The sequence below is a fragment of the Streptomyces sp. DSM 110735 genome (genome assembly GCF_016482685.1).
Lineage (GTDB): Bacteria > Actinomycetota > Actinomycetes > Streptomycetales > Streptomycetaceae > Streptomyces.
Window position 1 is genome coordinate 118,079 of the sequence record NZ_JACYHF010000001.1, and the last position, 26,042, is coordinate 144,120.

Sequence of the window (26,042 nt, forward strand, 5' to 3'; positions counted from 1 at the left end):
TCCCTGGTGCCGTTTCCGATGGATACACGGTTACGACGGAGGGCGGCGCCGGGGTGTGACACGGCTCCGTGTGACCCGCGTCACCGCCGCCTACTTGTTCCAGGTCTCGTCGTACGGGTCGCGTGGCGTCGGTACCGGTCTGGTGGACGTGACCTTCAGATACGGGATCGGACCGCCGTTGACCGGGTCACGGGTGAGCCCGGGGCGGTAGGTGCCCTTCACCTCCAGCCAGGCGTCCGGGCGCAGGACGGGCGGGAGCTGTCCGGTCAGGGCGATCTTGACCGGCTGGGCGTCTGCCGCACAGCAGTTGAGCGCCATGCGGACGAGGTACGGCTTGCCGGAGCCGTCCAGGGACAGGAAGCCGGTGACGCGGACGGCGCGGCCGTGCAAGCTCTTCCCGTGCCCGTACGCCGCGCGGGAGGCGTAGTCCACCACGCTCAGCGGGACGGGGTTGCTCGCGGGCAACGGGTCGTAGCCGAAAGGCTTTTGGAGCGCGGTGCCGGTGCGCAGGGCGCTGTACGAGCCGAGGGCGGGCGGGGCGACGAGGATGAGGGCGAGGAGGGGGAGGACGAGGAGCCAGGAGACGCGGGGTTCGGGGTGGGCGTGGTCTTCGTGCCCCTCGTCTTCGTGGTGCTCCCTGAGCTGCGCCTCGTGTTCCGGGCGCCCCGGCTCCTCCGAACTCCCGTTCGCCGAAGCCGACTTCCCCCGCCGCCACTCGTACCAGACCGTCGCCCCCGCCGTCACCAGCAGCACCACCCCCGCCGCGAGCAGCAGCGGCTGGAGTCCCGCCTTGACGTAGCGCAGGTACAGATCCGTCGTGCCCGCGTGCAGCAGCGCGCCGCCGAGCAGGAAGAGGACCGCCGCCTGGGCGTGCCGGTTCATAGGAGCACCGCCCCGGTCAGGAGCGCGCCCGCGACGGCGGCGGCGAAGGTGGCGGGGGCGAAGCGGAGCGCGAAGCCGCGCCCGAACGTGCCCGCCTGCATGGCGAAGAGTTTGAGGTCGATCATCGGTCCCACCACCAGGAACACGAGCTTGGCGGTCATCGAGAACTGGGTCAGCGAGGCGGCGACGAACGCGTCCGCCTCCGAGCAGATGGAGAGCAGCACGGCGAGGACGGCGAGCGCGAGCACCGACAGCGCCGGGTTGTCGGCGGCCAGCCGGAGCCAGGTCGCCGGTACGACCGCCTTCAGCGTGGCGGCGGCCATCGCGCCGAGCACCAGGAAGCCGCCCGCGTGGACGGTGTCGTGGCGTACGGAGTTCCAGAACGTCTCGCCCCTGGTCGCGCCCTCGTGGGCGCCGTGGGCGCGGGTGCGCAGCCAGTCGGTGCGTCCGAGGCGCTGCCAGAGCCAGCCCATGCCGCACGCCACGAGGAGGCTCGCGCCGAAGCGGGCGACCACCATCTCGGGGTTGTTCGGGAAGGCGACGGCGGTGGCGGTGAGCACGACCGGGTTGATCGCGGGCGCGGAGAGCAGGAACGCGAGGGCGGCGGCCGGGGTCACGCCCCGGCGCACCAGCGCGCCCGCGACCGGCACCGAGGCGCACTCGCAGCCGGGCAGGACGGCGCCCGCGAGTCCGGCGACGGGGACGGCGAGCGCGGGTCTGCTGGGCAGCGCGCGGGCGAAGAAGGAGGCGGGCACGAACACCGCGAGGGCGGCGGAGAGGAGCACGCCGAGGACCAGGAAGGGCAGCGCCTGGACGGTGACGGCCACGAAGACGGTCGTCCAGCTCTGCATCACCGGGGTGCCGAGCGCGCCGCGGATCGGGGACTGGGCGAGGACGGCGAGCAGCAGGACCAGCGTCAGGACGAGCGGCGAGCTGAGGCGCGGGCGGCCCTCCCCGCCGGGCTCTCCCTCCCCGCCGGGCTTCCCCTCCTCGCCCGCGCGGGTGGGCGGGGCGTCCTCGGTGATGGCCACGGGTGTTCCCTCCGGATCGGTACTCCTTCGGGGCGGTACGCACCCCGGGGCGCGCCCGTTCACGCCATCCCTGGAACCGGGGCGCTCCTTGGGGCACTCTTTTCCCTCGTGGGGAGCATTCCTGGACAGGGCGGGACGGGCGGAGCGTCCGGGCACATGGTGGTGTGCGGCGACGACGGGCTCGCGCGCCGGCTGACCGCCGAACTGCGCGGAGTCTACGGCGAGCAGGTCGTCCTGGTCGTACCGCCGGGCGCGGACACGGCGGGACCGCCGATGGTCGGACCGCCCCGGTCGGCGTCGGCGGCGCTGTTCGACCGGGTGGTGAACGCGGCGGTCGGGCGGGGCGCGGTGAACGCGGCGGTTCCGCCGCCGCCCTCTCAACGCTCCTACGGTGAGCGTGTGGTGGAGGCTCCCGCTGCCACCGAAGCCGTGCTCGCGGAGGCGGGGGTGGAGCGGGCGGCGGCGCTGGCGCTGGTGTACGAGGACGACGAGACCAACATCCGGGCGGCGCTGACCGCGCGGCGGCTGAACCCGCGCGTGCGGCTCGTCCTGCGGCTCTACAACCGGCGGTTGGGGCAGCACATCGAGGAACTCCTCGACCAGGCAGCCGCGTTGGCGGCGGGGGACGACGACCTCGGGCTGCCCGACGGCTCGACCAGCGTGCTGTCCGACGCCGACACCGCCGCGCCCGCGCTGGCCGCCACCGCGCTCACCGGGACCAGCCGGGTCGTGCACACCGACGGGCTGATGCTGCGCGCGGTGGAGCGGGCGGCTCCGCCGGAGGGCGCGCCGGGGCTGTGCACGCTGGCGCTGCTCTCCGCCCCCGAGGCGGCGGACGGCTCCCCCGACCAGCGTCCCCGGATGCTGCCCGACGACGAGGAGGTGCGGCAGGCGGGGCACCGGGCGCGGATCGTGCTGGAGCAGGTCTCCGCGAGCACGGGACAGGCGGCCGGGGCGGGGCTCGGCATGGGGGTCGTACCGCCGCTCGCCTCGCTGTTCTCGCCCCGCCTCAGGTGGTCGCTGGCGGGTCTGGCGGCGTGTGTCCTCGCGCTGGCGGTGGCGCTGTGGCTCGTCACCGGGATCCATCCGCTCGGCGCGTTCTACCTGACGCTCCTGGACCTGTTCGCGATCGACGACCCCGCGCTCGGCAAGCCGCTCGGCCGCCAGATCCTCCAACTCCTGTCCGGGCTCACGGGGTTGCTGCTGCTGCCGGTCCTGCTGGCGGCGGTGCTCGAAGGGCTCGGCACGTTCCGCACGGTGGGGGCGCTCCGTAAGCCGCCGCGCGGGCTCGGCGGGCATGTCGTGCTGCTCGGTCTCGGCAAGATCGGCACCCGGGTGCTGGTACGGCTGCGGGAGCTGGACATCCCGGTGGTGTGCGTGGAGTCGGGTCCGGAGGCACGCGGGCTCGCGGTGGCGCGGCGGCTCCGTGTCCCGGTCGTCCTCGGTGACGTCACCCAGGAGGGCGTCCTGGAGGCGGCGAAGATCCACCGCGCCTCCGCCCTGCTCGCGGTGACCAGCGCGGACACCACCAACCTGGAAGCGGCTCTCTACGCCCGCTCCCTGCACCCGAACGTACGGGTCGTCCTGCGCCTCTACGACGACGACTTCGCCACCGCCGTCTACCGCACCCTGCGCGCCGCCCACCCCCAGGCGACCACCCGCAGCCGCAGCGTGACGTATCTGTCCGCCCCCGCCTTCGCGGGCGCGATGCTCGGGCGCCGCGTCCTGGGCGCCTTCCCCGTGGAACGCCGGGTCCTCCTCTTCGCCTCGGTGGAGGTCACCGGCCACCCCGAACTGGAGGGCCACACCCTCGCCGAAGCCTTCCGCCCCGGCGCCTGGCGCACCCTCGCCCTGGAGGGCTACCCGGACGTCCCCCCGAACTACGTCCTGCGCAAGGGCGACCGCGTGGTCATCGCGGCGACGCGGAGGGGGCTGGCGGAACTCGGTTGAGTCCTGCCAGCCCCCGAGGCACCCGGTTCAGCGGCCCAGGTGCCGTCGTGCGAAGTCCATCTCCAGGGACACCTGCTTGATGCGTTCGTCGACCACCAGGGAGCCGTGACCGGCGTCGTAGCGGTAGACCTCGTGGGCGGCGCCGCGGTCGCGGAGGCGGTCGACGTAGTTGTCGATCTGGCGGATGGGGCAGCGGGGGTCGTTGACGCCCGCGGAGATGTAGACGGGTGCCTTGACCTGGTCGACGTAGGTCAGCGGGGAGGACGCCTCGAAGCGGTCGGGGACTTCCTCCGGGGTGCCGCCGAGGAGGGTGCGGTCCATCGCCTTCAGGGCTTCCATCTCGTCGTGGTACGCCGTGACGTAGTCCGCGACCGGGACCGCCGCGATGCCGACCGTCCACGCCTCGGGCTGGGTGCCGAGACCGAGGAGGGTGAGGTAGCCGCCCCAGGAGCCGCCGGTGAGGACGAGGCGCTCGGGGTCGGCGAGACCGGAGGAGACGGCCCACTCGCGGACGGCGGCGACGTCCTCCAGCTCGATCAGACCGACCCGGTGCTTGAGCGCGTCGGTCCAGGCGCGTCCGTAGCCGGTGGAGCCGCGGTAGTTGACGCGGACCACCGCGTACCCCTGGTCCACCCAGGCGGCGGGACCGGCGGCGAAGGAGTCGCTGTCGTGCCAGGTCGGACCGCCGTGGAGGTCGAAGACCGTCGGGAGGGGACCGGTGGCGCCCGCGGGCTTCTGGATCAGGGCGTGGATGCGCCCGCCCGGACCCTCCACCCACACGTCCTCCACCGCGACCGACGGCGGGCACTTCATGCCGGGCGGGTCCAGGACGACCTCGCCCGAGGTGGAGCGGACCACCGGCGGCTCGGCAGCCGAGGACCACAGGTACTCCACGCTGCCGTCGGGACGCGCCGTCGCCCCCGAGACCGTGCCCGGCGGGGTCGGGATGCGGGACAGGGCGCCGGAGGACAGGTCGTAGCGGAACAGCTCGCTGCGCGCCTCGAAGCCGTGCGAGATCAGCAGCGCGCTGCCGTCCGGGTACCACTCGGCGGCGACGTCGCCGGGCAGGTCGAGCGCGAGGTCGGTCTGCGTGCCGGTCGCCACGTCCCACACCAGCGGCTCCCAGCGACCCCGGCGCTGGTGCCCGATGAGCAGCCGGGTGTCGCCGTCGACCGGCGCGAAGCCCAGCACCTCGAGACCCAGCTCCTCGGTGCCGCCGCGCGTGTCGTCCAGCTCCGCGACCGCGCTGCCGTCGGGACGCAGGACGCGCAGCGCCGCGTGCATGGCGTCGCCGTGCTCGGTGTGCTCGATCGCGATCAGCGTGCCGTCGTGGGAGAGGTCCCCGACCCCGGCGGACTCCCGGTCCCGGTACAGCAGCACCGGCTCCTCACCGGTCCGCGCCAGGTGGATCGTCGTACCGTCCTCGTCCGTGGACCGTCCGACGATCGCCGTACGCCCGTCCCGGGCGAGCGCGAGCCCGGCGGAGTAGGCGGGCTCGATGCCGGGCACCGCGGGCTCGTCCGGACCGCCCGCGAAGGGCTGGCGGCGCCAGACGCCGAACTCGTCGCCGTCCTTGTCGTCGAACCACCAGATCCACGCGCCGTCCGGGGTGAGCACCCCGTCGGTCGTGCCGTTGGGGCGGTCCGTCACCTGCCGCTGGGCACCGCTCACGCGGTCCCAGGCGTACAGCTCGTACGTGCCGGTCGCGTTCGACACGAACAGCGACCGCTCCGGCGCGTCCTCGGCCCAGTCGGGCAGCGAGACGCGCGGCGCCCGGAACCGCTTCTCCCAGTCGGGCATCTCCACAGCTTCACTCATGCCCCTAGCATCCCCGACCGGGCAATCCCGCGTCGGCACAAGGCGCACGCGGGCCCCCGGCGAAGGCGCCCCGGGGGGCAGCCGTACCGTTGGGGTGTGTACCGGTTTCTGCTGACACCCCGCTGGTGGGGCATCAACGTCTTCGTGCTGCTCGCCGTCCCGTTCTGCGTGTTCATGGGGTCCTGGCAGCTCAGCCGGTTCGAGGGGCGGGTGCAGGACTCCCGTACCGCCACCGAGCAGGCGGCCTCCGACCACAGCGAGACGGCACGTCCGCTGGCCACGATGCTGCCCGTCGACAAGCGGACCTCGGGCGAGCGGGTCACCGCGAGCGGGCGGTACGGCAAGCAGTTGCTGGTCCCGGACCGGCAGCTCGACGGCCGGAACGGGTACTACGTGCTGACCCTGCTGCGCACCGGCGGCGGTCAGTCCCTGCCCGTCGTACGCGGCTGGCTGCCGGGGAGGGCGGACGCGCGCACCGCGCCCGCGCCGCCCACCGGCGAGGTCACCGTCACCGGCGCGCTCCAGGCGCCCGAGACCCCCGGGGACAACGGCGTCAGCGCCCAGGGCGGACTGCCCGCCGGGCAGACGGGCGCGATCAGCCCTGCCTCGCTGGTCAACCTGGTGCCGGACAAGCTGTACGACGCGTGGGTGACCCTCGACCAGGGCGACGCGGGGATGAAGGCGGTCCCCGCCACCGCGCCCGCCGGGACCGGGCTCGACCTGAAGGCGTTCCAGAACCTCGGCTACACCGGTGAGTGGTTCGTCTTCGCGGGGTTCGTGGTCTTCATGTGGTTCCGGCTGCTGCGCCGCGAGGCGGAAGCCGTGCGGGACGCCGAACTCGGCATCCTGCCGCCTGAGCAGCAGGACGCCGAGCCGCCGGCTCAGGCTCCCGGGACCATCCCGGTGAAGTAGACCGTTCCGGCGCACGCGTTCGGGACCGTCGCGGAGGCGCTCGGCGTACCGCCGGTCCCGCTGTACGTCACGAGCACGCTGCCGTCGGCGGGAGCGCCGTCCGCCACGAGCTGGGGCGCCACGCCCTCCGCACCGGTGTTCTCGGCGCCGCCGCTCGCGCTGCCGTCCGTGCCGCCGGTCGGGGTCGGGTCGGGCGTGGGGTCGCCACCGCCCGTGCCGCCGGTCGCGCCGCCCTGGACGGGGCAGGTCTCCGAGGGCACGAACCCGAACTTCTCGGCGTACGACGCGCCCGGCTGGAGCACCAGCGTGGACACGACCAGACCGGGCGCTGGCAGCGCCGCCGCCGCGTCGCCGGGTACGTGCGTCGCGGTCGTGACCTTCGCGGGGTCGGCGGCGCCCTGCGCTGTCGCGCCGACGTAGCCGGTGCCGGTGACGGTGCAGGCGGTGCCGGAGGTGTTGGTGACGCGGAAGGTGCCGTAGACGACGCCGGAGGAGTCGGGGGCGTCCGTGGCGCCGGTCGCGCTGAGCTGTCCTGCCGTGCAGGCGGGACCGCCGGAGGCGAGGGTCGCGGAGGGGTCGGCGCCGCCGGTGGAGCCGTCGCCGCCGGAGTGCTTCTTCCCGGGCTCGCCCTTGTCGCCGTCCTTGCCGTGCTGACCTGCGGTGGTGCCCGCCTGACCGCCGGTGCCCTCGGTGGCGCCGCCGCTCCTGCTCTTGCCCTGGGTGCCCTGGGCGTCGGAGGACTGGCCCGCCATGGCGGTGTTGGGGTCGGTGCCGCCCGCGTTGGAGACGTGCACCAGCGCGGGGACGGCGGTGCACAGGAACAGCGCTGCCGCCGCCATGCCCACGACCGCCTGCCGCTTCCTGGCCCGCCGCGCGGGTACGGCGCGCCGCAGCCGGTCCAGCGAACCGTCCCTCGGCGCGATGTCGTCCACCGCGGTGTGCAGCAGCCGCCGCAACGCCAGCTCGTCCGACCCCAGCCCGCTCTCCACATCCTGCGGACCACCGAGATCACCCAGCCCCGGCAGCCCGGTGAGCCGAGCAAGCTCAGCGAGACCGTCACCGGACGCCTTCCCAGCGGGCTCAGCGGTGCGCGCCTCGCCCGGGGGCTGGCTCAGCTTCTGGGTGGGCTGCGCGTCCGGCTGCTGGGGCAGGTTCCGGGTCGGCTGCTCGTCCGACTGCTGGGGCAGGTTCCGGGTCGGCTGCTCGTCCGAGGTCTGGGGCAGCACCCGGGTCGGCTGCTCAGCCGAGGTCTCGGGCAGCTTCTGGGTGGGCTGCGCGTCCGGCTTCGGGGTCAGCGCCTGGGTGGGCTGCTCGTCCGGGGTCTGGGGCAGCATCCGGGTCGGCTGCGCGTCCGGAGTCTCGGGCAGCTTCTGGATGGGCTGCTCGTCCGACTGCTGGGCCAGCTTCCGGGTCTCGTCCGGGACCTGGGTCAGCTTCTGGGTGAGCTGCGCGTCCGAGGTCTGGGTCAGCGCCCGGGTCGGCTGCTCGTCCGGGTTCTCGACGCCCTCGGCGGCGGAGGGCGCCTTGTCCGCCCCGCCTGCCTTGGCCATCCGGACGGTCTCGGCAGCCTGCGCGACCGGGGTGACCGTCGAGCCCCGGGGGTTGTCAGCAGCCTCGGACGCCTCGGCGGACCCGGGTGCCTCGGCAGCCGCAGCACCCTCGGGTGCCTCTGCCACCTCGCGGGCGCCCGGCACCTCAAAGTCCTCGCCAGCCCCCGAAGTCGCAGACCCCTCGGATGCCTCCGCCACCTCGCGACCCCCCGGCGCCTCAGAATCCCCGCCAGCCCCGGAAGCCGCAGCACCCTCGGGCGCCTCAACCGCCTCGCGGGCGCCCGGCGCCTCGGAACCCTCGGCAGCGACCGGAGACTTCGCAGCCCCCGAGACCGCCGCAGGCGTCTCGCGAACCCCCGGCGTCTCAGAATCCCCGCCAGCCTCGGAAGCCGCAGACCCCTCGGATGCCTCTGCCGCCTCGCGGGCACCCGGCACTTCGGAACCCCCCGCAGCAACCGGAGACTTCACAACCCCCGAAACCGCCGCAGGCATCTCTCGGGCACCCGGCGCCTCCGAACCCCCGGCAACAGCCGGAGACTTCGCAGCCCCCGGAACCGCCGGAGGCGTCTCGTGGTTCTCGCCGGTGGTCCGGCCGTCCCCCTGGGGGCCGTGCTTCACAGTTCCGTTCCCAGCGTGCGTAGGCGTGTCGTCGTGCCCGGTGTTCGGATCCCGCTCGCGCGGAGCGTTGCCGCTCATGTCTTCGCCCCCATCGACACCCGCAGCGCGGCGATGCCACGGGAGCCGTACGCCTTGACCGAGCCCAGCGAGATGCCGAGCGTCTCGGCGACCTGCGCCTCCGTCATGTCGGCGAAGTAGCGCAGGACGAGGACCTCGCGCTGGCGGCGCTGGAGTCCCTTCATCGCCTTGATGAGGGAGTCGCGCTCCAACTGGTCGTAGGCGCCCTCCTCCGCGCTCGCCATGTCGGGCATCGGCTTGGAGAGGAGCTTCAGGCCGAGGATGCGCCGACGCAGCGCGGAGCGGGAGAGGTTGACGACCGTCTGCCGGAGGTAGGCGAGGGTCTTCTCGGGGTCGCGCACGCGTTTGCGCGCCGAGTGAACGCGGATGAACGCCTCCTGCACGACATCCTCGCAAGACGCGGTGTCGTCGAGCAGCAGCGCCGCGAGCCCCAGCAGCGAGCGGTAGTGCGCGCGGTAGGTCTCGGTGAGATGGTCGACGGTCGTACCGGCGGCCGCGTCGGCAGCCTGGTCCTCGGAGCCGTCGCGCTGGCCGGGTATGCGGGTCTGCCGTCCCGTGGGCATCGGCGCGATCACCGGCATGTCGCCGAACGCGCGCGGCCGGAGGACGGCGCGGGGCGGACGGAGCGCCGCGGCGCCGCCTGCCGTTGGGGATACGCCCTGCTCGAAGAGCATCGGGGCGAATTCGAGTACCTCTGCCACGTCAGTTGGACACACGCACCCCCACAAGGGTTGTACGTGCCGGGCGTCACATGTGCGACGACCGACGGTTCCTCAAGTGCCGCCATGCGTCCCGCTCATCCCCTGTGTCCTCGTCGAACGGGCGTCACACGCCCCCGATCACGGCGCCCCCGCGCCGGACTCCCGCGCCCTACGGCCCCACACGGTGACCGCAAAGACGCTCCCCGCCCTTCGCGTGGTTGCGGAGGGCGGGGAGGAAATCCTCTGTTGCCGTGAAGCCGGGGTTCAAGTGGTGTGGACCATGGTTCCGGCCACATTTCTTAAAACAATCCTACGGAATCCACAGGATTCCCCCACCGTTCCTACAGGTTCCCGGCGGCGAGCAGCTCCGCGATCTGCGCGGTGTTGAGCGCGGCGCCCTTGCGCAGGTTGTCGCCGCAGACGAAGAGTTCGAGCGCGGCGGGGTCGTCGAGCGCCCGCCGGACCCTGCCGACCCAGGTGGGGTCGGTGCCCACCACGTCCGCGGGGGTGGGGAACTCACCCGCCGCGGGGTCGTCGCACAGCACCACACCGGGCGCGGTCGCGAGGATCTCGCGGGCGCCGTCGACGGTGACCTCGTCCTGGAAGCGGGCGTGGACGGTCGCCGAGTGGACGGTGACGACGGGGACCCGGACACAGGTGACGGCGACGGGGAGGTCCGGCAGCCCGAGGACCCTGCGGGACTCCTCCCGCACCCCCAGCTCCTCGGTGGACCAGCCGTCCGCGCCGAGCGACCCCGCCCACGGGACGACGTTGAGCGCGACCGGCTCCGGGAACGGTCCGGTCAGCTCGCCCGCCGCCCGCCGTACGTCACCGGGGGCGCCGCCGAGTTCCGTACCGGCGACGAGGGACAACTGGGCGCGCAGGGTCTCCACCCCGGCGCGTCCGGCGCCGCTGACCGCCTGGTACGAGGAGACGACCAGCTCGCGCAGTCCGTACTCGGCGTGCAGCGCGCCGAGGGCGACGATCATCGACAGGGTCGTACCGCCCGGACTGGCGACGATGCCGCGCGGGCGGTTGCGCACGGCGTGCGGGTTGATCTCGGGGACGACGAGCGGCACCTCGGGGTCGGTCCGGAAGGCGCCGGAGGTGTCCACGACGACCGTGCCGCGCGCGGCGGCGAGCGGCGCCCACTGGGCGGCGACCGCGTCGGGCACGGCGAACAGCGCGATGTCGATGCCGTCGAAGGCGTCCTCGTTCACCGCGCCGACCTCGGTCTCCGCCCCGCGCACGGTCAGCTTGCGGCCGGCCGAGCGCGGGGAGGCGAGCAGTCTGATCTCGCCCCACACGTCCGCGCGCTGGGACAGGATCTGGAGCAGGACGGAGCCGACGGCACCGGTCGCCCCCACGACCGCGAGGCCCGGTCGTCGAACTCCCGGCGTCCGCCCGTAGGGCGGGCCTTGCGGCGTCAGGTGCGTGCTCTCGGCGTGCCGGGCCCCGGCCCTCGTACTGGATGTACGTGGGTCTGGGCCCGGTGCGGCGAGAGTGCGTGCATGGCGTCGCGAGGCAGACGGGAGTTCGACGACCGGGCCCGGGGCGGGGCGGTTCATCAGCGGCCCGTGCCTCCGTAGACCACGGCCTCGTCGCTGTCGGAGTCCAGACCGAAGGCGGTGTGCACGGCGCGCACGGCTTCGGTGACGTCGTCGGCGCGGGTGACGACCGAGATGCGGATCTCGGAGGTCGAGATCAGCTCGATGTTGACGCCCGCGTCGCTCAGCGCCTCGAAGAAGGCGGCGGTGACGCCCGGGTTGGTCTTCATCCCGGCGCCGACGAGGGAGATCTTGCCGATCTGGTCGTCGTAGCGCAGGGAGTCGAAGCCGATGCCGGGGCGGTTCTTCTCCAGGGCGTCGATCGCCTTGCGGCCCTCGGTCTTCGGCAGGGTGAAGGAGATGTCGGTCAGCCCGGTGGAGGCGGCCGACACGTTCTGCACCACCATGTCGATGTTGATCTCGGCGTCCGCGATGGTGCGGAAGATGGCGGCGGCCTCGCCCGGCTTGTCCGGCACGCCGACGACCGTGATCTTGGCCTCGGAGGTGTCGTGCGCGACACCGGAGATGATGGCCTGCTCCACCTGCTGTTCCCCTTGCTCGATCGGCTCGCTGCTGACCCACGTGCCCTTGAGTCCGCTGAAGGAGGAGCGGACGTGGATCGGGATGTTGTACCGGCGGGCGTACTCCACGCAGCGGTGGAGCAGCACCTTGGAGCCGGACGCGGCCAGCTCCAGCATGTCCTCGAAGGAGATCCAGTCGATCTTCCGCGCCTTCTTCACCACGCGCGGGTCGGCGGTGAACACGCCGTCCACGTCGGTGTAGATCTCGCAGACCTCGGCGTCGAGGGCGGCGGCGAGCGCCACGGCCGTGGTGTCGGACCCGCCGCGCCCCAGCGTGGTGATGTCCTTCTTGTCCTGGCTGACGCCCTGGAACCCGGCGACGATCGCGATGTTGCCCTCGTCGAGCGCGGTGCGGATGCGACCGGGCGTGACGTCGATGATCCGGGCTTTGTTGTGGACCGAGTCGGTGATGACGCCTGCCTGGCTGCCGGTGAACGACTGGGCTTCGTGGCCCAGGTTTTTGATCGCCATCGCCAGCAGGGCCATGGAGATACGCTCTCCGGCGGTCAGCAGCATGTCGAATTCACGTCCGGCAGGCATCGGAGACACCTGCTCGGCGAGATCGATCAGCTCGTCCGTCGTGTCGCCCATCGCGGAAACGACGACAACCACCTGGTTGCCGTTCTTCTTCGCTTCCACGATCCGCTTGGCGACGCGCTTGATGCCCTCGGCATCGGCTACGGAGGAGCCTCCGTACTTCTGCACGACAAGGCCCACGTGCGCTCCTCGCTCGGTTCGTTTGTGTCGGCTCAGTCTATCGAGCGTCCGAAATCGGCCACCGCGCTCCCGCATGGTGAGACATCGTCCGCCCGGTCCCGAACCTGCCCAGCCCACCGCCCCTCACGCGGAACGTGCCCCGCGTCACAGCGCGTCAGTCGACGAACTCTTTGAGAGGGGCGGTGTCGAGGATGATGTCGACGGGGTCGGGCAGCTTGACGGAGGCGCCGAAGGGCAGCTTCTCGGCGTGGAGGTAGCGGCCGTTCTCCGGCTGGTTGTACACCACGACCGAGCCGTCGTCCCGGTCGATGAGCAGATACACAGGGATACCTGCTGCGGCATAGCCGCCGGGTTTCTCGACTCGGTCCCGCTGGTTGGTGTCGGAGTCATGCGACGTTACTTCCACTGCCATCAGTACACCCCCTGCGTCGGACCAGTCTCCGTGCCCCGCCGGGAATCCGAACGGCGCGAGAACGCCATCCGGACGTGCCCGCCCCTTCCGATAGCGCTCAACCTTCATCCCTCGGTCCCCGTACAACCAGAGCTCGGGGCGATGCTGCATGCACAGCCGCTGCAACCAGGCGATGATGTGGTCGTGGTTGCCATCGGTCACCGGCTTGACCTGGACCTTCCCATTGATGAACTCCAGCCGCACGGTCTCCGGGGCACGGCGTTCGAGCTCCTCGAACTCCTCGACGGACATCTGCGGCCTGTCCTCGGTCCTGGGGGTCATGGCGTCGCCTCCTCGACTCCATGGTGCCCCGGCCTGCGCCTCCTGCACGCTCATACGTCCCTCCCCGCCCTGGGCCGCAGCCTGGCGGCCCTGCGCAGCTCGGCCGCCCAGTGGGTCACGTCGACCACCCCGGTGTCGTCGGCCGGGTCGCGCAGGAACGTCTCCGGGACGTATCCGATCGGCGGCCCTTCCATTTCGGCCGCCTCATCCGCCTCGATCTCGGCATGGCACTCACGGCAGATCCCGTCGATGATCTCCGTCGTCCGCTCGTCCGCGTCACAGGTGACGCAGGCCATGATCACGCGGTTGATGCGGGCGCGGCGTCCGGTCTTCTGCCGGATCTTCGCCTTCGTCGGGGGCATCTTGTCCTCCAGTCGTTTGCGGGCGAGTCCGCCCGGGTTGGTGACGGCGGGCGGGAGCCCGTCGGTCAGGGCCTTGGTGATCTCCTGCGGCGTCGCGCCGAGCGCCAGCCACTGCGCGGCGAGGGATTCGAGGGAACGGCAGTCCGACGCGGACAGCGCCATGCGCGGGTCGGCGTCGCGCAGGTCGGCGAGGGTGCGATAGGCGTCGCCGGGCTCGTCCGAGGGCTCCTCGGAGGGCTGCTCGTCGAGTGCGGCCGGGGCGGCTTCGGCGGCCCGCGCCAGCCCGGACTCGTACTGGTCGGTGACGTCCAGGCCCTTGCGCTCGCGTACGAACTCCGCCCACCACTCCGGTGACCTGGGCGTACGCGACCAGTACGTCCGCGTGACCCAGCGCATCGAGTTGTCCTCGACGGTGAGGTGCTCCCGGATGTGCCGCAGGTGGCCGGCCGCGGTGATGCGCTTCAGCGACGTGCGCACGGCCTGCTGGCCGTAGCGGGGATGTACGGCGGCGATCGCCTTGTAGCCCATCGCGTGACCGTCGCCGAGATGGTCGACGAAGACGGCGATCTCGCGGTCACGAGGGCTCAGATGTGCGAAGTCCGGGTCGCCGTGCGGATGTTCGTCACCGGCAGAGCGCTTGCCGTAGCCCGATTTGGCCATGGGGTGGGACGGGGACGGCAGGGCAGCACTAGGGTATGAGCAAGCCACGGCCGGGGCTCCTCGATTGGTTGGTATCGAGGTTCCTCGATACGTAGGCCGAGGCCCCGGAGCCGGTGTTGCCGCACCGACCGGGGCCGATCTATTGCCGCGAACCTAGGGCGGCTTTACTCTTCAGCGCAAGCCGATCACAGAAAGTCACACTTTCGGGTAGGCGACTTCAACTCACCTGGGAACTTGGTTGGTTGGGTTGGTTTTCACCCAGCCCGGAAACCCATGGAAAAGCTCGAAGCCCGAGGCTCAAGCCTCGGGCTGAACTGCGGCGATGAATATGTGGTCGCTGCGACCGTGTCAGTTGCCTGTCGACGCCGAGCCGATGTCACCGCCCGCGGCGATGGACCCCGTACCGGAGGCGGTCACGCCGCCGATGCCCGGTGCGCCGGACCCAGGCGCGCGAGGTGGCAGGGGGGAACCCGGCGACGCCGCACCACCCGTCGACGCGACACCGATGCTTCCGCCCGCTGCGATCGCCCTCTCGCCGGAGGCGTGGACATCACGCGCTGAAGCGGAGGGGGCGGAGGGGGCGGCGGACGCGCCACCGAACTGTGCGATCACCGCGAGCGCGAAGCCGACGAGACCGACGGCCCCTCCCCCCACACTCGCGACCTGGTCCGCCGTACCCAGATCCACGAAGGCGAAGCCGATCAGTGTGGCCACACCTGCTCCGCAGATCCCAAGTCCTGCCCACGCCCATGGCTTGAGTGTCATGCCGCCATTGTGGTGCAACCGCCCCGCGAGGAGGAGGCGTTGGAAGCAGATGACGTCACTCGTCAGGGGGCCGCGGAAGTTCGTCGATGACCGTGCGCAGCGCACTGAACATACGGAGCATGATGGCGATGGCGGATTCGTTCGCGCTGATGACCGAGAACGCTTCCATCAGGAGGTCTTTCGCAGGCTCGGCATAACGCGGATCCTGTGTCGCCCCGTACACCTGAAACAGCACGAGGCGGGCGACCACGGTGTCGACGTGATCGTCGCCGAGGACACGTCGACACGTGTCGAGATCCCGCTCCGCCGCGCTCACGTCTTCCTCCGTGGCACGCACGAACTGCTCCAGGTCCACTGCCCCGACCTGCTGAACCAGGACACGTAGGGCGGCGATCAGACCCTCCTCGTCCTCTTCCCCGACGGAGTGGACCCCAGCCAGGAGCTTGATCAGGGTTTCCGGGAGTTTCCGTTGGCCGTCCAGCGTGGTGCGCAGGCTTCTCGCCGAGAGGGTCGCAGGATCTTCCTCCCCCAAGACCCGGGTGGAGTCGGCGAGAAGCTCGTCGCACAGGTCGTCGGCCCGCGTCATCTCACCGACCGCCATCAGCGCCATGACCAGCCTGTTCCGCGCCTCGAAGGTCGAGCGGGCCTCCGCACCCCGCAGCCGGGCAATACCCGCGAGGCACTCTTCTGCCAGTCGCAGAGCTCGTTCCGTATCCCCCTGCAGCGAGGCGACCTGATGCATGTTCGACATGGCCGACAAGGTCACCTCGTGGTCCGGTCCCAGGACTCGTGTGCAGTCGGCCAGAACCTCCTCGGCGACCGGGGCCGCCTCCTCGGTCGTCTTCAGCATGCGCGTCGCCCGGGCCAGCAGGACGCGGGTGTCCAGCGTCTGCTCCCCTTCGAGGCCGTGATGTCGAACGCACGCGGCCTCCGCGCGCCGCAGCAGGCCGTACGCCCCGCCTGCGACCCTCATCCCCGCACCCAGCATGTAGTCACCGGTCCGCGTCAAGAGGTACGCCATCGCGGCCGTGTCCTCCTCCGGCCGCACATGTTCGGCCAGTGCCTGGACATGCGGGAGCAGGGACCGCATCACGTGCCACGCCGACGGATCGTCGATGTCCTCGGGCACCGCGCGCGCCAGCGCCTCCACCGCCGCCGCACACGCGTCTCCGATCGCCTCCGGGCTCCGGTGCCGGTCTCCGTCGGCACACGTACGGGACACGGCCTGAACCAGTCGATGCACTGCCACCGTGTCACCCGAGAACGTGATCATGCTGTGGGCCGCCAGTCGCCCGAGTGCCCTGCGTACGGCCAGTGGCGTGCCCAGGTGGGCGAAGAGGTCGCGCGGGATGCCGTCGGGGGCGTACCAGGCCATTGTCAGCAGGATCCGGACCGCGAGGGGATCGTCCGCGAGGCGGTCCAGCGTGACGTGCCAGACGCGGGCGATCGTGCGTTCGTGGTCGCCGCCCTCGTGCGTTTCCGCGTACATCTCGCCGGGTGACGCGGCGAGGTCGTCCAGATACACGCGGACCGTGCAGTCCGTCTCCAGGCAGTACGCCGCCGCCTGGGTGACGGCCAGCGGAAGACAACCCAGTTCCTCGCAGAGCTCGGCGGCATCGGAGTCCTCGCCGCCTCGGACGCGGGTGAAGAGGCGCACCGCGTCATCGCACGACAGCACGTCCAGCGGGATCTCTTCCGCGACACCGTGCCATCCGGTCGCTCGTTGGCTCGTGATCAGGAAGCGCCCCGAGGGGGCTCTGGACAACAGGGGCTCCACGTCGTCCGGGTTCGTGACGTTGTCGAGGACGAGGAGCCATCCACTGTGGGACGCGAGCCATCGTCTGCCCCACTCCGCCCTTTGCTCCGGGGGCAGGAGGGGGGCGAGGGACGGCTGAAGGGCGTCCGCGAGGTCGGCGATACCCGCGTCGATCGCGCTGCGGCTGCCGGCCCTGATCCACCACACCGGCGCGTGGGTCGGTCCGCATTCGACGGCCCAGCGCGCGGCGAGCGTGGACTTCCCGATGCCGCCAAGGCCACGCAGCACCTGCGCGAGAGGTCTGCCGGGCGTTGCCGACGCCGCCCGCAGCAGCCCGAGTTCACCGCCTCGCCCGACGAAGAGCTCCGCGCGGAAGGGAAGATTGGTGAGACGGGGCGGGCAGCTCACCGACTCCGCCGGTGGGCACGCGTCCGGCAGCAGCATGCCTACGTTCTCGATGTGCAGGGCGATCGCACCCGGCCCCGTCATCGCCTGCGCGATGCTCCCGCCGGCGGCGATGGCACCGGCACCGGAGGCGTCCGCGGCAGGCCGGGGCCGACGGTCGAACAAGGCACTCATGCGTCACATCATGACCGCCTGCGGGACCCGCCGTCAGGCGTACGGCGGGAGTCGCGCATCCGTGCCCGGTACGGGCACGCCTACTGGACCTGCCGGATGCCGAGCGGAGTGCCGATCTCCTCCTCCATCACGCGTCCCGCCTCGCGCTCCAGGACGTCGTCGCCCATGGGCTCCTGGTCGGTGTCGAGACCGTCCAGCTCCTCCAGGGGCTGGTCCAGGCGGACGTGGATGAGGACGGACTGGAGGGCGCGCAGGACCGCGGAGGTGGTGGGTCCCCAGTTGGAGAAGTAGGAGAACTGCCACCACCACAGCGCCTCGGTGGTGCGGCCCGCGCGGTAGTGCGCCATGCCGTGGCGCAGGTCGGTGATGACGTCCGCGAGGTCGTCGGAGATCCGGGCGGGCACGGGCGCCCTGCGGGGCGCGTACGGGTCGAAGACCTCGGAGTAGACGTCCACCGGGTCCAGCAGCCGGGCGAGGTTCTCGCGCAGCTCGTCCACGTCCGGCTCGGGACCTGGGTCCGGCTCGTAGCGCTCGTCGGGCACGAAGTCCTCGTGCGCGCCGAGCCGGCCGCCCGCCAGCAGCAACTGGGAGACTTCGAGCAGCAGGAAGGGGACCGTCGAGCCGGGCTCGTCCCCCTTGGCCACCTCGGTGACGGCGACCAGGAAGCTCTCGACCTGGTCGGCGATCTGGACCGCGAAGTCGTCCGGGTTCCGCGTCGTGGCGTGCAGCGTGGCGTCAGACATCTAGGAGTCGTCTCCCCTCGAAGGCGCGGCCGAGGGTCACCTCGTCCGCGTATTCCAGGTCACCTCCGACCGGCAGACCGCTGGCCAGGCGGGTGACCTTCAGACCCATGGGCTTGATCATGCGGGCCAGGTACGTCGCCGTCGCCTCGCCCTCGAGGTTGGGGTCGGTGGCGAGGATCAGCTCGGTGACGGTGCCGTCCGCGAGCCGGGCCAGGAGTTCCCTGATGCGCAGGTCGTCCGGGCCGACGCCCTCGATGGGGCTGATGGCGCCGCCGAGGACGTGGTACGTGCCCCGGAACTCGCGGGTGCGCTCGATGGCGACCACGTCCTTGGGCTCCTCCACCACACAGATGACCGACGGGTCACGGCGCGGGTCGCGGCAGATGGCGCACAGCTCTTCCTGCGCCACGTTGCCGCAGGTCGCGCAGAACCGGACCTTGGCCTTGACCTCCATCAGCGCCTGGGCGAGCCGTTTGACGTCCGTCGGCTCTGCCTGGAGCACGTGGAAGGCGATCCGCTGCGCGCTCTTGGGACCGACGCCGGGCAGTCGCCCCAGCTCGTCGATGAGGTCCTGGACCACGCCTTCGTACAACGGACTGCCTTTCCTGGAGACCTTTCGGTACGTACGGTAGTTGCCCCGGCGTCAGAACGGCAGACCGGGGATGCCGCCGCCGCCGAGCCCCTGGGCCAGCGGGCCGAGCTTCTGCTGCTGGAGGGTCTGCGCGTTCTCGTTCGCCGCCTGCACGGCGGCGACGATCAGATCGGCGAGGGTGTCGGTGTCCTCGGGGTCGACCGCCTTCGGGTCGATCTTCAGACCGCGCAGCTCGCCGGAGCCGGTCACGGTGGCGCGCACGAGACCGCCGCCCGCCTGCCCGTCGACCTCCGTGGCCGCGAGTTCCTCCTGGGCCCGCTGGAGGTCCTGCTGCATCTTCTGGGCCTGCTGGAGCAACTGCTGCATGTTGGGCTGGCCACCACCGGGAATCACGATCAGCTCCTGTCCTCTCCGGCGCCGCGTACGCCGCTCTGGCACGAGCCTACGTGCTCCGGGCGGCCCTCGCCCCGCCACTCTTTCGAGTGAGAACGCCCCCGGCCCTATACCTGATCAAGACCCTCTTACGGGCGGATTGCCCGGGAAAGCCACCACTTGGCCACCCATTGGGAGGTAGGAAGGGTGGCGCGCGCGTCATGGAGTGGGTCGTTGTGGAGTGGGTCGTTTCAGTAGGGAGTGCCGGGTGGGTCAGGCGGAGATGCAGCCCGAGGGTCCGCCGCAGGACGGGTGGGGCGGGGGCACGACCGGGGCGGCGGACCTGACGGGACGGGCGTTCCCGCTGGGCGACTGGGGGGAACCGGCGGAGCGGCTGGACGAGCTGTACCGCTGGGTGGAGGACGGCGCGCTGCGCACGGCGTCCTGGTACCTCCGCGACCGCCTGTGGCGCCGCCGCACCGCCCGCCTGCTCCGCCTGGGCACGACGGCGGGGGTGGCGACGGGTTCGGTGCTGCCGCTCCTGGACCTGACCCACGCGGTGCCGGGCGCGGCGCCCTGGGGGTACGTGGCGTTCGTGGTCGCCCTCGCCTGCACCGGTCTCGACCGCTACTTCGGCGTCTCCTCGGGCTGGATGCGCGACATCGCCACGGCGCAGGCGGTCCAGCGCCGCCTGCAGACCCTGCAGTTCGACTGGGCGTCGGAATGCGTCCGCGAGGTGCTCGGTCCCGCCGAGGGCACCGCGGGCGAAGCCGCCGACCGCTGTCTGAACGTCCTGCGCCGCTTCTCCGACGACGTGACGGACCTGGTCCGCGCCGAGACCTCCGACTGGATGTCCGAGTTCCGGGCGGCGCCCTCCCCCCTGACCCCGCACACCACGCCCCGCCTGCCCCGCCCCGACCCCGCCGTCCCGCCGCCCCGCCCGCTGCACTCGCCCCCGGGACCGCGCCCGAACATGCCCCGCCAGCGCCCCCCGGAGCCGAGGTGAGCGGCTCCCCGGAACCGGGGTAACCGCCCCGTCTTCCCCGGCGTGCCCTCGGACAGGCGAATCGCCCCCCGGTGCCGCATGTCTTGATCTTCTGGGACGCCTGACGTGCAAAGAACCGGTCCGGACGCTCCCCGCGTCGCGGGCCCAAGCGGACGGGCGAACCCACATGGCACCAACTCACCGGCGGCTGACCGCCTCAGTCCTGCGGACGGTGGGCGTACTGACAGCCGTGCTCGGCGCGGCGGGCGCGGCGAGCGTCCCGGCACCGGCTTCCGCCGCTCGCGCGGCGGTCCGCGCCGATGTCCCCACCCCCACGGCGACGACCTCGGTGGTGACCGTCCGCACCGGCGGTGACCGGAGCGCGGACGACGAGGTGGGACCGCTGGCCGGCGTCACCCTCGGTCTCTTCGCCGACGAGGACGCGACGGAGCCGGTGGACCCGGCGTGGGGCGTCTGTGTCTCCGACGCCGACGGCGACTGTTCCTTCACCGTTCCCGGCACAGGTCCCGGCGGTCCACGCGAGGACGCCCGGTACACCGTGCGGCAGATCTCCGTGCCGTCCGGCTGGTACACCAACCCGGTGCTGCGGACCGGTCCCGGCAGCGGGAGCGGCTCGATCGCGGCGCCGTACGTCTTTCGGACGCCGGAGCTGGAGGGCGGCGAGACGTACCGGTCCACCCGGGACTTCATGTACGGCACGGACTGGCGCACCCCGCCGTTCACCGCCTCCACCGGGATCTGGCAGCAGTCCCGGGTCAATCCGCCGCCGCCCCGGGGCTGCGGTCTGGACGTGGCGCTCGTGCTGGACCTGTCCGCCTCGGTGGGCAGCGCGCTGCCCCAACTGAAGGAGGCTGCCGACGAGTTCACCGACGCGCTGGCGGGGACGCCCTCGCGGCTCTCGCTGTTCTCCTTCGACCGCGAGTCCCCGAGCACCGGCACGGAGAACCACCCCGAGCCGCACTCGGTCTCCACCGAGGAGGGCGCCGACTCCTTCAAGCGGCTCTACGCGGACTGGGGGCTGGGTTCCGGGACCAACTGGGACCAGGCGCTGTACGCCACCGCCAAGGCGGCGCCCCGCTACGACCTGGCGGTGGTCCTCACCGACGGCAACCCGACCCGCTTCAGCAAGCCCATCGAGGGCGACGGCAGCCGCACCCACTTCGCGGACGTCGAGGGCGGTGTCTTCGCCGCCAACGCGCTCAAGGCGAAGGGGACGCGGGTGATCTCGGTCGGCGTGGGCCGGGGCGTCGAGGGGGTCTCCGGGCTCAACCTGCGCGCGATCTCGGGCACCGAGGCGTTCGACGGGGACAACCCGCAGACGGCGGACTACTACCAGACCACCGACTTCGCCGCCGCCGGTGCCGCGCTGAAGAACCTCGCGCTGAGCCAGTGCGCCGGGACGGTGTCGGTCATCAAGCAGATCGTCCCCGAGGACAACACCGGCGAGGACGTCTCGGGCGCGCGGAACGCGGGTCCCGGCTGGAGCTTCACCGCGTCCTCCACCGGGGATCTCGGCGGGCTGCCCGCCACCCGGGTCACCGGGGACGACGGCACCGGCGGTGTCGTCTTCGAGCCGGAGTTCCCGCCGACCACCGCCGAGGCGCCGGTCACGGTCGACGAGACCCAGCAGCCGGGCAACACCCTGGTCACCCAGGGCGGGGCGAACGCCGTCTGCACCAACCTGGACGACGGCACGTCCGTGCCGGTGACCAACTCCGGGGCGACCGGGTTCACCGTGGACCTCCAGCGCCGGGGCGCCGTCTCCTGCGTCGTCTACAACCGCCCCGACCCCACCCCGGCGCAGTCCGCCGACCTCACCGTCGACAAGCGCTGGAGCATCGACGGCAGGTCGTACGCCGAGGGCGACCAGCCCGACGGGTACGAAGCCGCGCTGCGCCTCACCGGTCCGGACGGCACCGCCGCCACGCCGCAGCCCTGGGGCACCGCCCGCACCGGCTACGACCGGGGTGAGCAGGCGACGGTGAGCGAGGACGTCACCCTGCCCGACGACTGCGAGCTGACCCGGAGCCGGGTCACCGAGGTCAACGGCTCGCCCGCCGGTGCGGCGCTGCCGTACCGGGCCACGCTGACGCAGGAGCACAACCGGGTGACCGTCACCAACACCGTGACGTGCGCTGCCCACCTGACCCTGGAGAAGAAGGTCGTCAACTCCCACGGGGGCAGCGCCGTACCCACCGACTGGACCCTGACCGCTACGGGTCCCGACCGCCTCACCGGTCCCGGCGGCGCCGGCGGCGCGGTGACCCCCGGCGCCTACCGCCTGACCGAGTCCGGCGGTCCCGAGGGCTACACGTCCTCGCCCTGGTCCTGCACCGGCGCCGACGGTCCGCTGACCGTCACCGGCGACACGGTCACGCTGCCCGCGGGCGCCCGCGTCACCTGCACGGTGACCAACACGGACGTCCCGTGCCCGACCCCGACCCCGACGCCCACCCCGGACCCCTACGGGCGCCTCGACAAGCACGCCCACCGGACCGCCTGATCCCCACCGCTCCGCGAACCGAGGTCCGGTCCCCCGCACAGGGGGTCGGACCTCGGTTCATGTCGTTTTCGGGGCGCGCCGGAAGATCAGTCCCCCGCCGGTCAGGCGTCCGTCGGGGAGGAGGGTGAGGGTGGTCGGGGGGTCGGTGGCGCAGGTGGCGGGGTGGGCGGTGAAGCGCAGGGAGGTGGGGGTGACGGCGGTCAGGCGGGCGGTGGCGGCGCAGTGGTGTGTCACCAGGGTCAGGACGCTGTCGCCGACGTGACCCGGGGTGAGGGTCAGGCGGTGGTCGGGGGCGAGCCAGGTGCCGACCCAGGCGGCGGGGACGGACGCCTCCGGCTGGGGATCGACCGGTGGGGTGGCGGTGGGTCTGCCCTCGTGGAGCAGGGCGTAGACGGAGCCGCCCGCGCCGAGGGCGACGACCAGGGCGACGACGACGAGCAGGACGGTGGAGCCGCCGCTGCGGCGGGGAGCGGGCGGGGCGGGCGGACCGTAGGAGTGCGCCTGGGGGTGGTCGTAGGGACCCTGACCGCCGTCGGCTGCGGTCGGCCAGTGGTCGCCGTCGCCCACCGCTCCGTGCTCGACTTCCTCCGGTCCCCAGCGATCCACGACAGCCCGCCCTCCCCCAAGGCGCGCACCCCCGTACGCGCGACCCAGGCGCCCGCGGGACATCCCCCGCACGGGCGCGGATTCCGAGAATAGTGGGGCGGCTCCGGGCGGGGGCGGAGTCGGGGGGACGGCCGCGAAACCGACAGTCTGTCGCGCGTCGTGGCCACCCGGCAGGCAGCCCGCCGATGTCGTACGGACCCTCGCGCCGCATACCCTCCCCCGCATGACGTCACAGCCGCAGGCACAGCCACAGCCGCACGCGACCCCCGACCCCGCCACCGGCCGCGCCGTGAAAGCCGCCGACCGCGCCCACGTCTTCCACTCCTGGTCCGCGCAGGAGCTGATCGACCCGCTCGCCGTGGCGGGCGCCGAGGGCTCGTACTTCTGGGACTACGACGGCAAGCGCTATCTGGACTTCACCAGCGGGCTCGTCTTCACCAACATCGGCTACCAGCATCCGAAGGTCGTCGCGGCGATCCAGGAGCAGGCGGCAAGGATGACGACGTTCGCGCCCGCGTTCGCGGTCGAGGCGCGCTCGGAGGCGGCGCGGCTGATCGCGGAGCGGACGCCCGGCGAGCTGGACAAGATCTTCTTCACCAACGCGGGCGCGGACGCGGTCGAGCACGCGATCCGGATGGCGCGGCTGCACACGGGGCGCCCGAAGGTGCTCTCGGCGTACCGCTCGTACCACGGCGGCACCCAGCAGGCGATCAACCTCACCGGTGACCCGCGCCGCTGGCCCTCGGACAGCGGGACCGCCGGTGTCGTCCACTTCTGGGCGCCGTTCCTCTACCGCTCCCGTTTCTACGCGGAGACCGAGGAGCAGGAGTGCGCGCGGGCGCTGGAGCACCTGGAGGCGACGATCGAGTTCGAGGGACCCGGCACGATCGCCGCGGTGATCCTGGAGACGATTCCGGGCACCGCCGGGATCATGGTGCCGCCGCCGGGCTATCTCGCCGGGGTACGCGAGATCTGCGACCGGTACGGCATCGTGTTCGTCCTGGACGAGGTGATGTCGGGGTTCGGTCGCACCGGCGAGTGGTTCGCGGCGGACCTCTTCGACGTCGTCCCGGACCTGATGACCTTCGCCAAGGGGGTCAACTCGGGGTACGTGCCGCTCGGCGGGGTCGCCATCTCGCCGGAGATCGCGGACACCTTCGCGACCCGCCCCTACCCCGGCGGGCTGACCTACTCCGGGCACCCGCTCGCCTGCGCTGCCGCCGTCGCCACGATCAACGTGATGGCGGAGGAGGGCATCGTCGAGAACGCCAAGCGGCTCGGGGAGACGGTCCTGCGCCCCGCCCTCACCGCGCTCGCCGAGCGCCACCCGAGCGTGGGCGAGGTGCGCGGCACGGGCATGTTCTGGGCGCTGGACCTCATCCGCGACACCGAGACCCAGGAACCCCTGGTCCCCTACAACCCCTCCGCCTCGTCCAACGCACCCATGCTCGCCTTCACCAACACCGCCAAGCAGCACAACCTCTGGCCCTTCGTGAACATGAACCGCACCCACGTCGTCCCGCCCCTCAACATCACCGAGGCGGAACTGAAGGAGGGCTTGGCAGCGCTGGACGCCGCGCTGACCACGGCGGACAACTTCATGGTCCTCTGACGGCACCCGAGGGGCACCGGTCGCGCTACGGTGCGCCGGTGCCCTGGCCCGCCGCCGCTCCCCTCACCACACCCCGCCTCCGCCTGGAGCCGCTCCGCGTGGAGCACGCGCGGGAGGCGTTCGCGTTCCTGGACGACGCCCGGCTGCACACCTGGACGGGCGGCACGCCGGACACCCTGGCGGAGCTGGAGGCGCGCTACGCCCGCCAGGCAGCGGGGCACTCGCCGGACGGCGTCCAGGGCTGGCTGAACTGGCTGTTGCGGCGGCGGGCGGACGCGCGGCTCGTCGGGACCGTGCAGGCGACGCTGAGTCGCACGCCCGGGGGCGGTACCGAGGCGGTGCTGGCGTGGGTGACCGGGGCGGCGTATCAGGGTGAGGGGTATGCGCGGGAGGGGGCGGGGGCGATGGCGGAGTGGTTGCGGGCGGGCGGGGTGAGTGCCCTGGTGGCGTACATCCGCCCAGGTCACGCGGCGTCGGCGGCGGTCGCCCGCGCCCTGGCGCTCGCCCCCTCCGATGCCGTCGTCGACGGCGAGGTCCGCTGGGTGGACCAGGGCTGACGGGGTGAGGAGTCGAACGCGTAAGGTTTCTTGCTCGTAAGCAAGAGTGAGCAGACCGGCAAGCAGGTGCGACCGCGCCCGATCGTGTGAGGAGACTCCCGGACGATGGCCTTCACCGGTGCCGTGACGCGCAGTACGCTCCGCCAGCAGATCGCGGACGCGCTGCGCGACGAGGTGCTGGCCGGGCGGATGCGGCCGGGACGCGCGTTCACGGTGAAGGAGATAGCCGATCAGTACGGCGTCTCCGCGACGCCGGTGCGCGAGGCGCTGGTGGATCTGTCGGCGCAGGGTCTCCTTGAGGCGGACCAGCACCGGGGCTTCCGGGTGCCGGAGTACTCGCTGGCGGACTACCGCTCGATGATCGAGGCGCGCAGCCTGATCACGGAGGGCATGTTCCGCGCGCTGCTGGACGGGCACACCGCGTTCGCGCACCCCGAGGACCCGTGCACGGCGGCGGCGCTGGCGGCGGTGCGGCGCCGGGGCGAGGAGGCGAAGCGGGCGAACGCGGCGGGCGACCTGACCGTCCTCGTCGGCTACGACCTCCGCTTCTGGCGCGAGCTGAGCGTCCTGTTCGGCAACCCCTATCTCGCGGACTTCCTGCACCGCCTCCGCCTGCGCTCCTGGGTCTGCGCGGTCCAGCACCTGCGCCGCCGCCCCGAGCCGCACGAGGTGCGCGGGCGGCTGTGGGCGGGACACACGGACCTGATAGACGCCCTGTCCCGCCGCGAGGCGGAGGTCGCCCGCTCGATCGTGGCGGCGGCGAACGCCCACTCCCTCTCCCTGGTGGAGCGCCTCGCGGCGGAGTGACGCC

The 26,042-nt window shown here is 72.3% G+C and carries 21 protein-coding genes; 7 read left to right on the plus strand and 14 right to left on the minus strand.

What is annotated here, in order from left to right:
* Window positions 1-90 precede the first annotated feature (90 nt).
* Complete coding sequence (locus IF655_RS00515) at window positions 91-882, minus strand: TIGR03943 family protein (RefSeq protein ID WP_199581389.1); 792 nt, start codon at window positions 880-882, stop codon at window positions 91-93.
* Complete coding sequence (locus IF655_RS00520; RefSeq protein WP_199581390.1) at window positions 879-1,913, minus strand: permease; 1,035 nt, start codon at window positions 1,911-1,913, stop codon at window positions 879-881. Before IF655_RS00520 ends, IF655_RS00515 begins: the two co-directional genes overlap by 4 nt.
* A gap of 156 nt (window positions 1,914-2,069) precedes the next feature.
* Here IF655_RS00520 and IF655_RS00525 point away from each other — a divergent pair, with 156 nt between their 5' ends.
* Window positions 2,070-3,863, plus strand: a complete 1,794-nt coding sequence (locus tag IF655_RS00525; protein WP_199581837.1) for an NAD-binding protein — start codon at window positions 2,070-2,072, stop codon at window positions 3,861-3,863.
* Window positions 3,864-3,890: 27 nt separating this feature from the next.
* On the opposite strand, the gene IF655_RS00530 is transcribed toward IF655_RS00525, so the two are convergent.
* Window positions 3,891-5,681 carry a prolyl oligopeptidase family serine peptidase gene (locus tag IF655_RS00530; RefSeq protein WP_242488473.1) on the minus strand — a complete coding sequence of 597 codons (1,791 nt, stop codon included), beginning with the start codon at window positions 5,679-5,681 and terminating at the stop codon, window positions 3,891-3,893.
* 96 nt (window positions 5,682-5,777) lie between these two features.
* Here IF655_RS00530 and IF655_RS00535 point away from each other — a divergent pair, with 96 nt between their 5' ends.
* Entirely contained in the window at window positions 5,778-6,593 is an 816-nt protein-coding gene (locus IF655_RS00535) for an SURF1 family protein (protein ID WP_199581391.1), read from the plus strand.
* Here the strand turns inward: IF655_RS00535 and IF655_RS30940 are convergent.
* The 10 genes from IF655_RS30940 to IF655_RS00585 form a co-directional block, all read right to left on the minus strand.
* On the minus strand, window positions 6,563-8,287 hold the full coding sequence (locus IF655_RS30940) for a hypothetical protein (protein ID WP_242488474.1): 1,725 nt from the start codon (window positions 8,285-8,287) through the stop codon (window positions 6,563-6,565). The genes IF655_RS00535 and IF655_RS30940 overlap by 31 nt on opposite strands.
* A gap of 548 nt (window positions 8,288-8,835) precedes the next feature.
* Window positions 8,836-9,540, minus strand: a complete 705-nt coding sequence (locus IF655_RS00545; protein ID WP_374100152.1) for a SigE family RNA polymerase sigma factor — start codon at window positions 9,538-9,540, stop codon at window positions 8,836-8,838.
* Window positions 9,541-9,881: 341 nt separating this feature from the next.
* Window positions 9,882-10,907, minus strand: a complete 1,026-nt coding sequence (locus IF655_RS00550) for an aspartate-semialdehyde dehydrogenase (RefSeq protein ID WP_374100153.1) — start codon at window positions 10,905-10,907, stop codon at window positions 9,882-9,884.
* 200 nt (window positions 10,908-11,107) lie between these two features.
* The gene (locus IF655_RS00555) at window positions 11,108-12,385 is read right to left on the minus strand and encodes an aspartate kinase (protein ID WP_018547903.1); all 1,278 of its coding nucleotides are present in this window, start codon (window positions 12,383-12,385) and stop codon (window positions 11,108-11,110) included.
* A gap of 154 nt (window positions 12,386-12,539) precedes the next feature.
* Window positions 12,540-13,118 carry a Uma2 family endonuclease gene (locus IF655_RS00560; protein WP_199581842.1) on the minus strand — a complete coding sequence of 193 codons (579 nt, stop codon included), beginning with the start codon at window positions 13,116-13,118 and terminating at the stop codon, window positions 12,540-12,542.
* Window positions 13,119-13,168: 50 nt separating this feature from the next.
* Window positions 13,169-14,140: a hypothetical protein gene (locus tag IF655_RS00565; protein ID WP_199581392.1), complete on the minus strand. Its 972-nt coding sequence runs from the start codon at window positions 14,138-14,140 to the stop codon at window positions 13,169-13,171.
* A gap of 820 nt (window positions 14,141-14,960) precedes the next feature.
* Complete coding sequence (locus IF655_RS00570; RefSeq protein ID WP_199581393.1) at window positions 14,961-17,240, minus strand: tetratricopeptide repeat protein; 2,280 nt, start codon at window positions 17,238-17,240, stop codon at window positions 14,961-14,963.
* 80 nt (window positions 17,241-17,320) lie between these two features.
* Entirely contained in the window at window positions 17,321-17,983 is a 663-nt protein-coding gene (locus tag IF655_RS00575; RefSeq protein ID WP_199581394.1) for a DUF5063 domain-containing protein, read from the minus strand.
* Complete coding sequence (gene recR, locus IF655_RS00580; RefSeq protein ID WP_199581395.1) at window positions 17,976-18,575, minus strand: recombination mediator RecR; 600 nt, start codon at window positions 18,573-18,575, stop codon at window positions 17,976-17,978. Before recR ends, IF655_RS00575 begins: the two co-directional genes overlap by 8 nt.
* 51 nt (window positions 18,576-18,626) lie before the next feature.
* Window positions 18,627-18,968 carry a YbaB/EbfC family nucleoid-associated protein gene (locus IF655_RS00585; protein ID WP_026248919.1) on the minus strand — a complete coding sequence of 114 codons (342 nt, stop codon included), beginning with the start codon at window positions 18,966-18,968 and terminating at the stop codon, window positions 18,627-18,629.
* 247 nt (window positions 18,969-19,215) lie between these two features.
* Here IF655_RS00585 and IF655_RS00590 point away from each other — a divergent pair, with 247 nt between their 5' ends.
* Together IF655_RS00590 and IF655_RS00595 are read left to right on the plus strand one after the other, a co-directional pair.
* Window positions 19,216-19,953, plus strand: coding sequence for an SLATT domain-containing protein (locus tag IF655_RS00590; protein ID WP_199581396.1), 738 nt, complete (start codon window positions 19,216-19,218; stop codon window positions 19,951-19,953).
* A gap of 166 nt (window positions 19,954-20,119) precedes the next feature.
* Complete coding sequence (locus tag IF655_RS00595; protein ID WP_199581397.1) at window positions 20,120-22,456, plus strand: VWA domain-containing protein; 2,337 nt, start codon at window positions 20,120-20,122, stop codon at window positions 22,454-22,456.
* A gap of 57 nt (window positions 22,457-22,513) precedes the next feature.
* On the opposite strand, the gene IF655_RS00600 is transcribed toward IF655_RS00595, so the two are convergent.
* Window positions 22,514-23,062 (minus strand): hypothetical protein, encoded by a 549-nt coding sequence (locus IF655_RS00600; RefSeq protein ID WP_199581398.1) that lies wholly within the window; start codon window positions 23,060-23,062, stop codon window positions 22,514-22,516.
* 223 nt (window positions 23,063-23,285) lie between these two features.
* Between IF655_RS00600 and IF655_RS00605 the strand changes: the two genes are divergently transcribed.
* The 3 genes from IF655_RS00605 (at window position 23,286) to IF655_RS00615 (ending at window position 26,038) form a co-directional block, all read left to right on the plus strand.
* On the plus strand, window positions 23,286-24,674 hold the full coding sequence (locus IF655_RS00605; RefSeq protein WP_199581399.1) for an aspartate aminotransferase family protein: 1,389 nt from the start codon (window positions 23,286-23,288) through the stop codon (window positions 24,672-24,674).
* Window positions 24,675-24,712: 38 nt separating this feature from the next.
* Window positions 24,713-25,231, plus strand: a complete 519-nt coding sequence (locus tag IF655_RS00610; protein ID WP_199581400.1) for a GNAT family N-acetyltransferase — start codon at window positions 24,713-24,715, stop codon at window positions 25,229-25,231.
* Window positions 25,232-25,336: 105 nt separating this feature from the next.
* Entirely contained in the window at window positions 25,337-26,038 is a 702-nt protein-coding gene (locus tag IF655_RS00615; protein ID WP_199581401.1) for a GntR family transcriptional regulator, read from the plus strand.
* The last annotated feature ends 4 nt before the right edge of the window (window positions 26,039-26,042 follow it).

Coding starts and splice junctions, on each gene's coding strand:
- IF655_RS00515 (WP_199581389.1), bottom strand. CDS start 882: ATGAACCGGCACGCCCAGGCGGCGGTCCTCTTCCTGCTCGGCGGCGCG.
- IF655_RS00525 (WP_199581837.1), top strand. CDS start 2,070: ATGGTGGTGTGCGGCGACGACGGGCTCGCGCGCCGGCTGACCGCCGAA.
- IF655_RS00530 (WP_242488473.1), bottom strand. CDS start 5,681: ATGAGTGAAGCTGTGGAGATGCCCGACTGGGAGAAGCGGTTCCGGGCG.
- IF655_RS00560 (WP_199581842.1), bottom strand. CDS start 13,118: ATGACCCCCAGGACCGAGGACAGGCCGCAGATGTCCGTCGAGGAGTTC.
- IF655_RS00565 (WP_199581392.1), bottom strand. CDS start 14,140: ATGGCCAAATCGGGCTACGGCAAGCGCTCTGCCGGTGACGAACATCCG.
- IF655_RS00570 (WP_199581393.1), bottom strand. CDS start 17,240: ATGAGTGCCTTGTTCGACCGTCGGCCCCGGCCTGCCGCGGACGCCTCC.
- IF655_RS00575 (WP_199581394.1), bottom strand. CDS start 17,983: ATGTCTGACGCCACGCTGCACGCCACGACGCGGAACCCGGACGACTTC.
- IF655_RS00595 (WP_199581397.1), top strand. CDS start 20,120: ATGGCACCAACTCACCGGCGGCTGACCGCCTCAGTCCTGCGGACGGTG.
- IF655_RS00605 (WP_199581399.1), top strand. CDS start 23,286: ATGACGTCACAGCCGCAGGCACAGCCACAGCCGCACGCGACCCCCGAC.
- IF655_RS00615 (WP_199581401.1), top strand. CDS start 25,337: ATGGCCTTCACCGGTGCCGTGACGCGCAGTACGCTCCGCCAGCAGATC.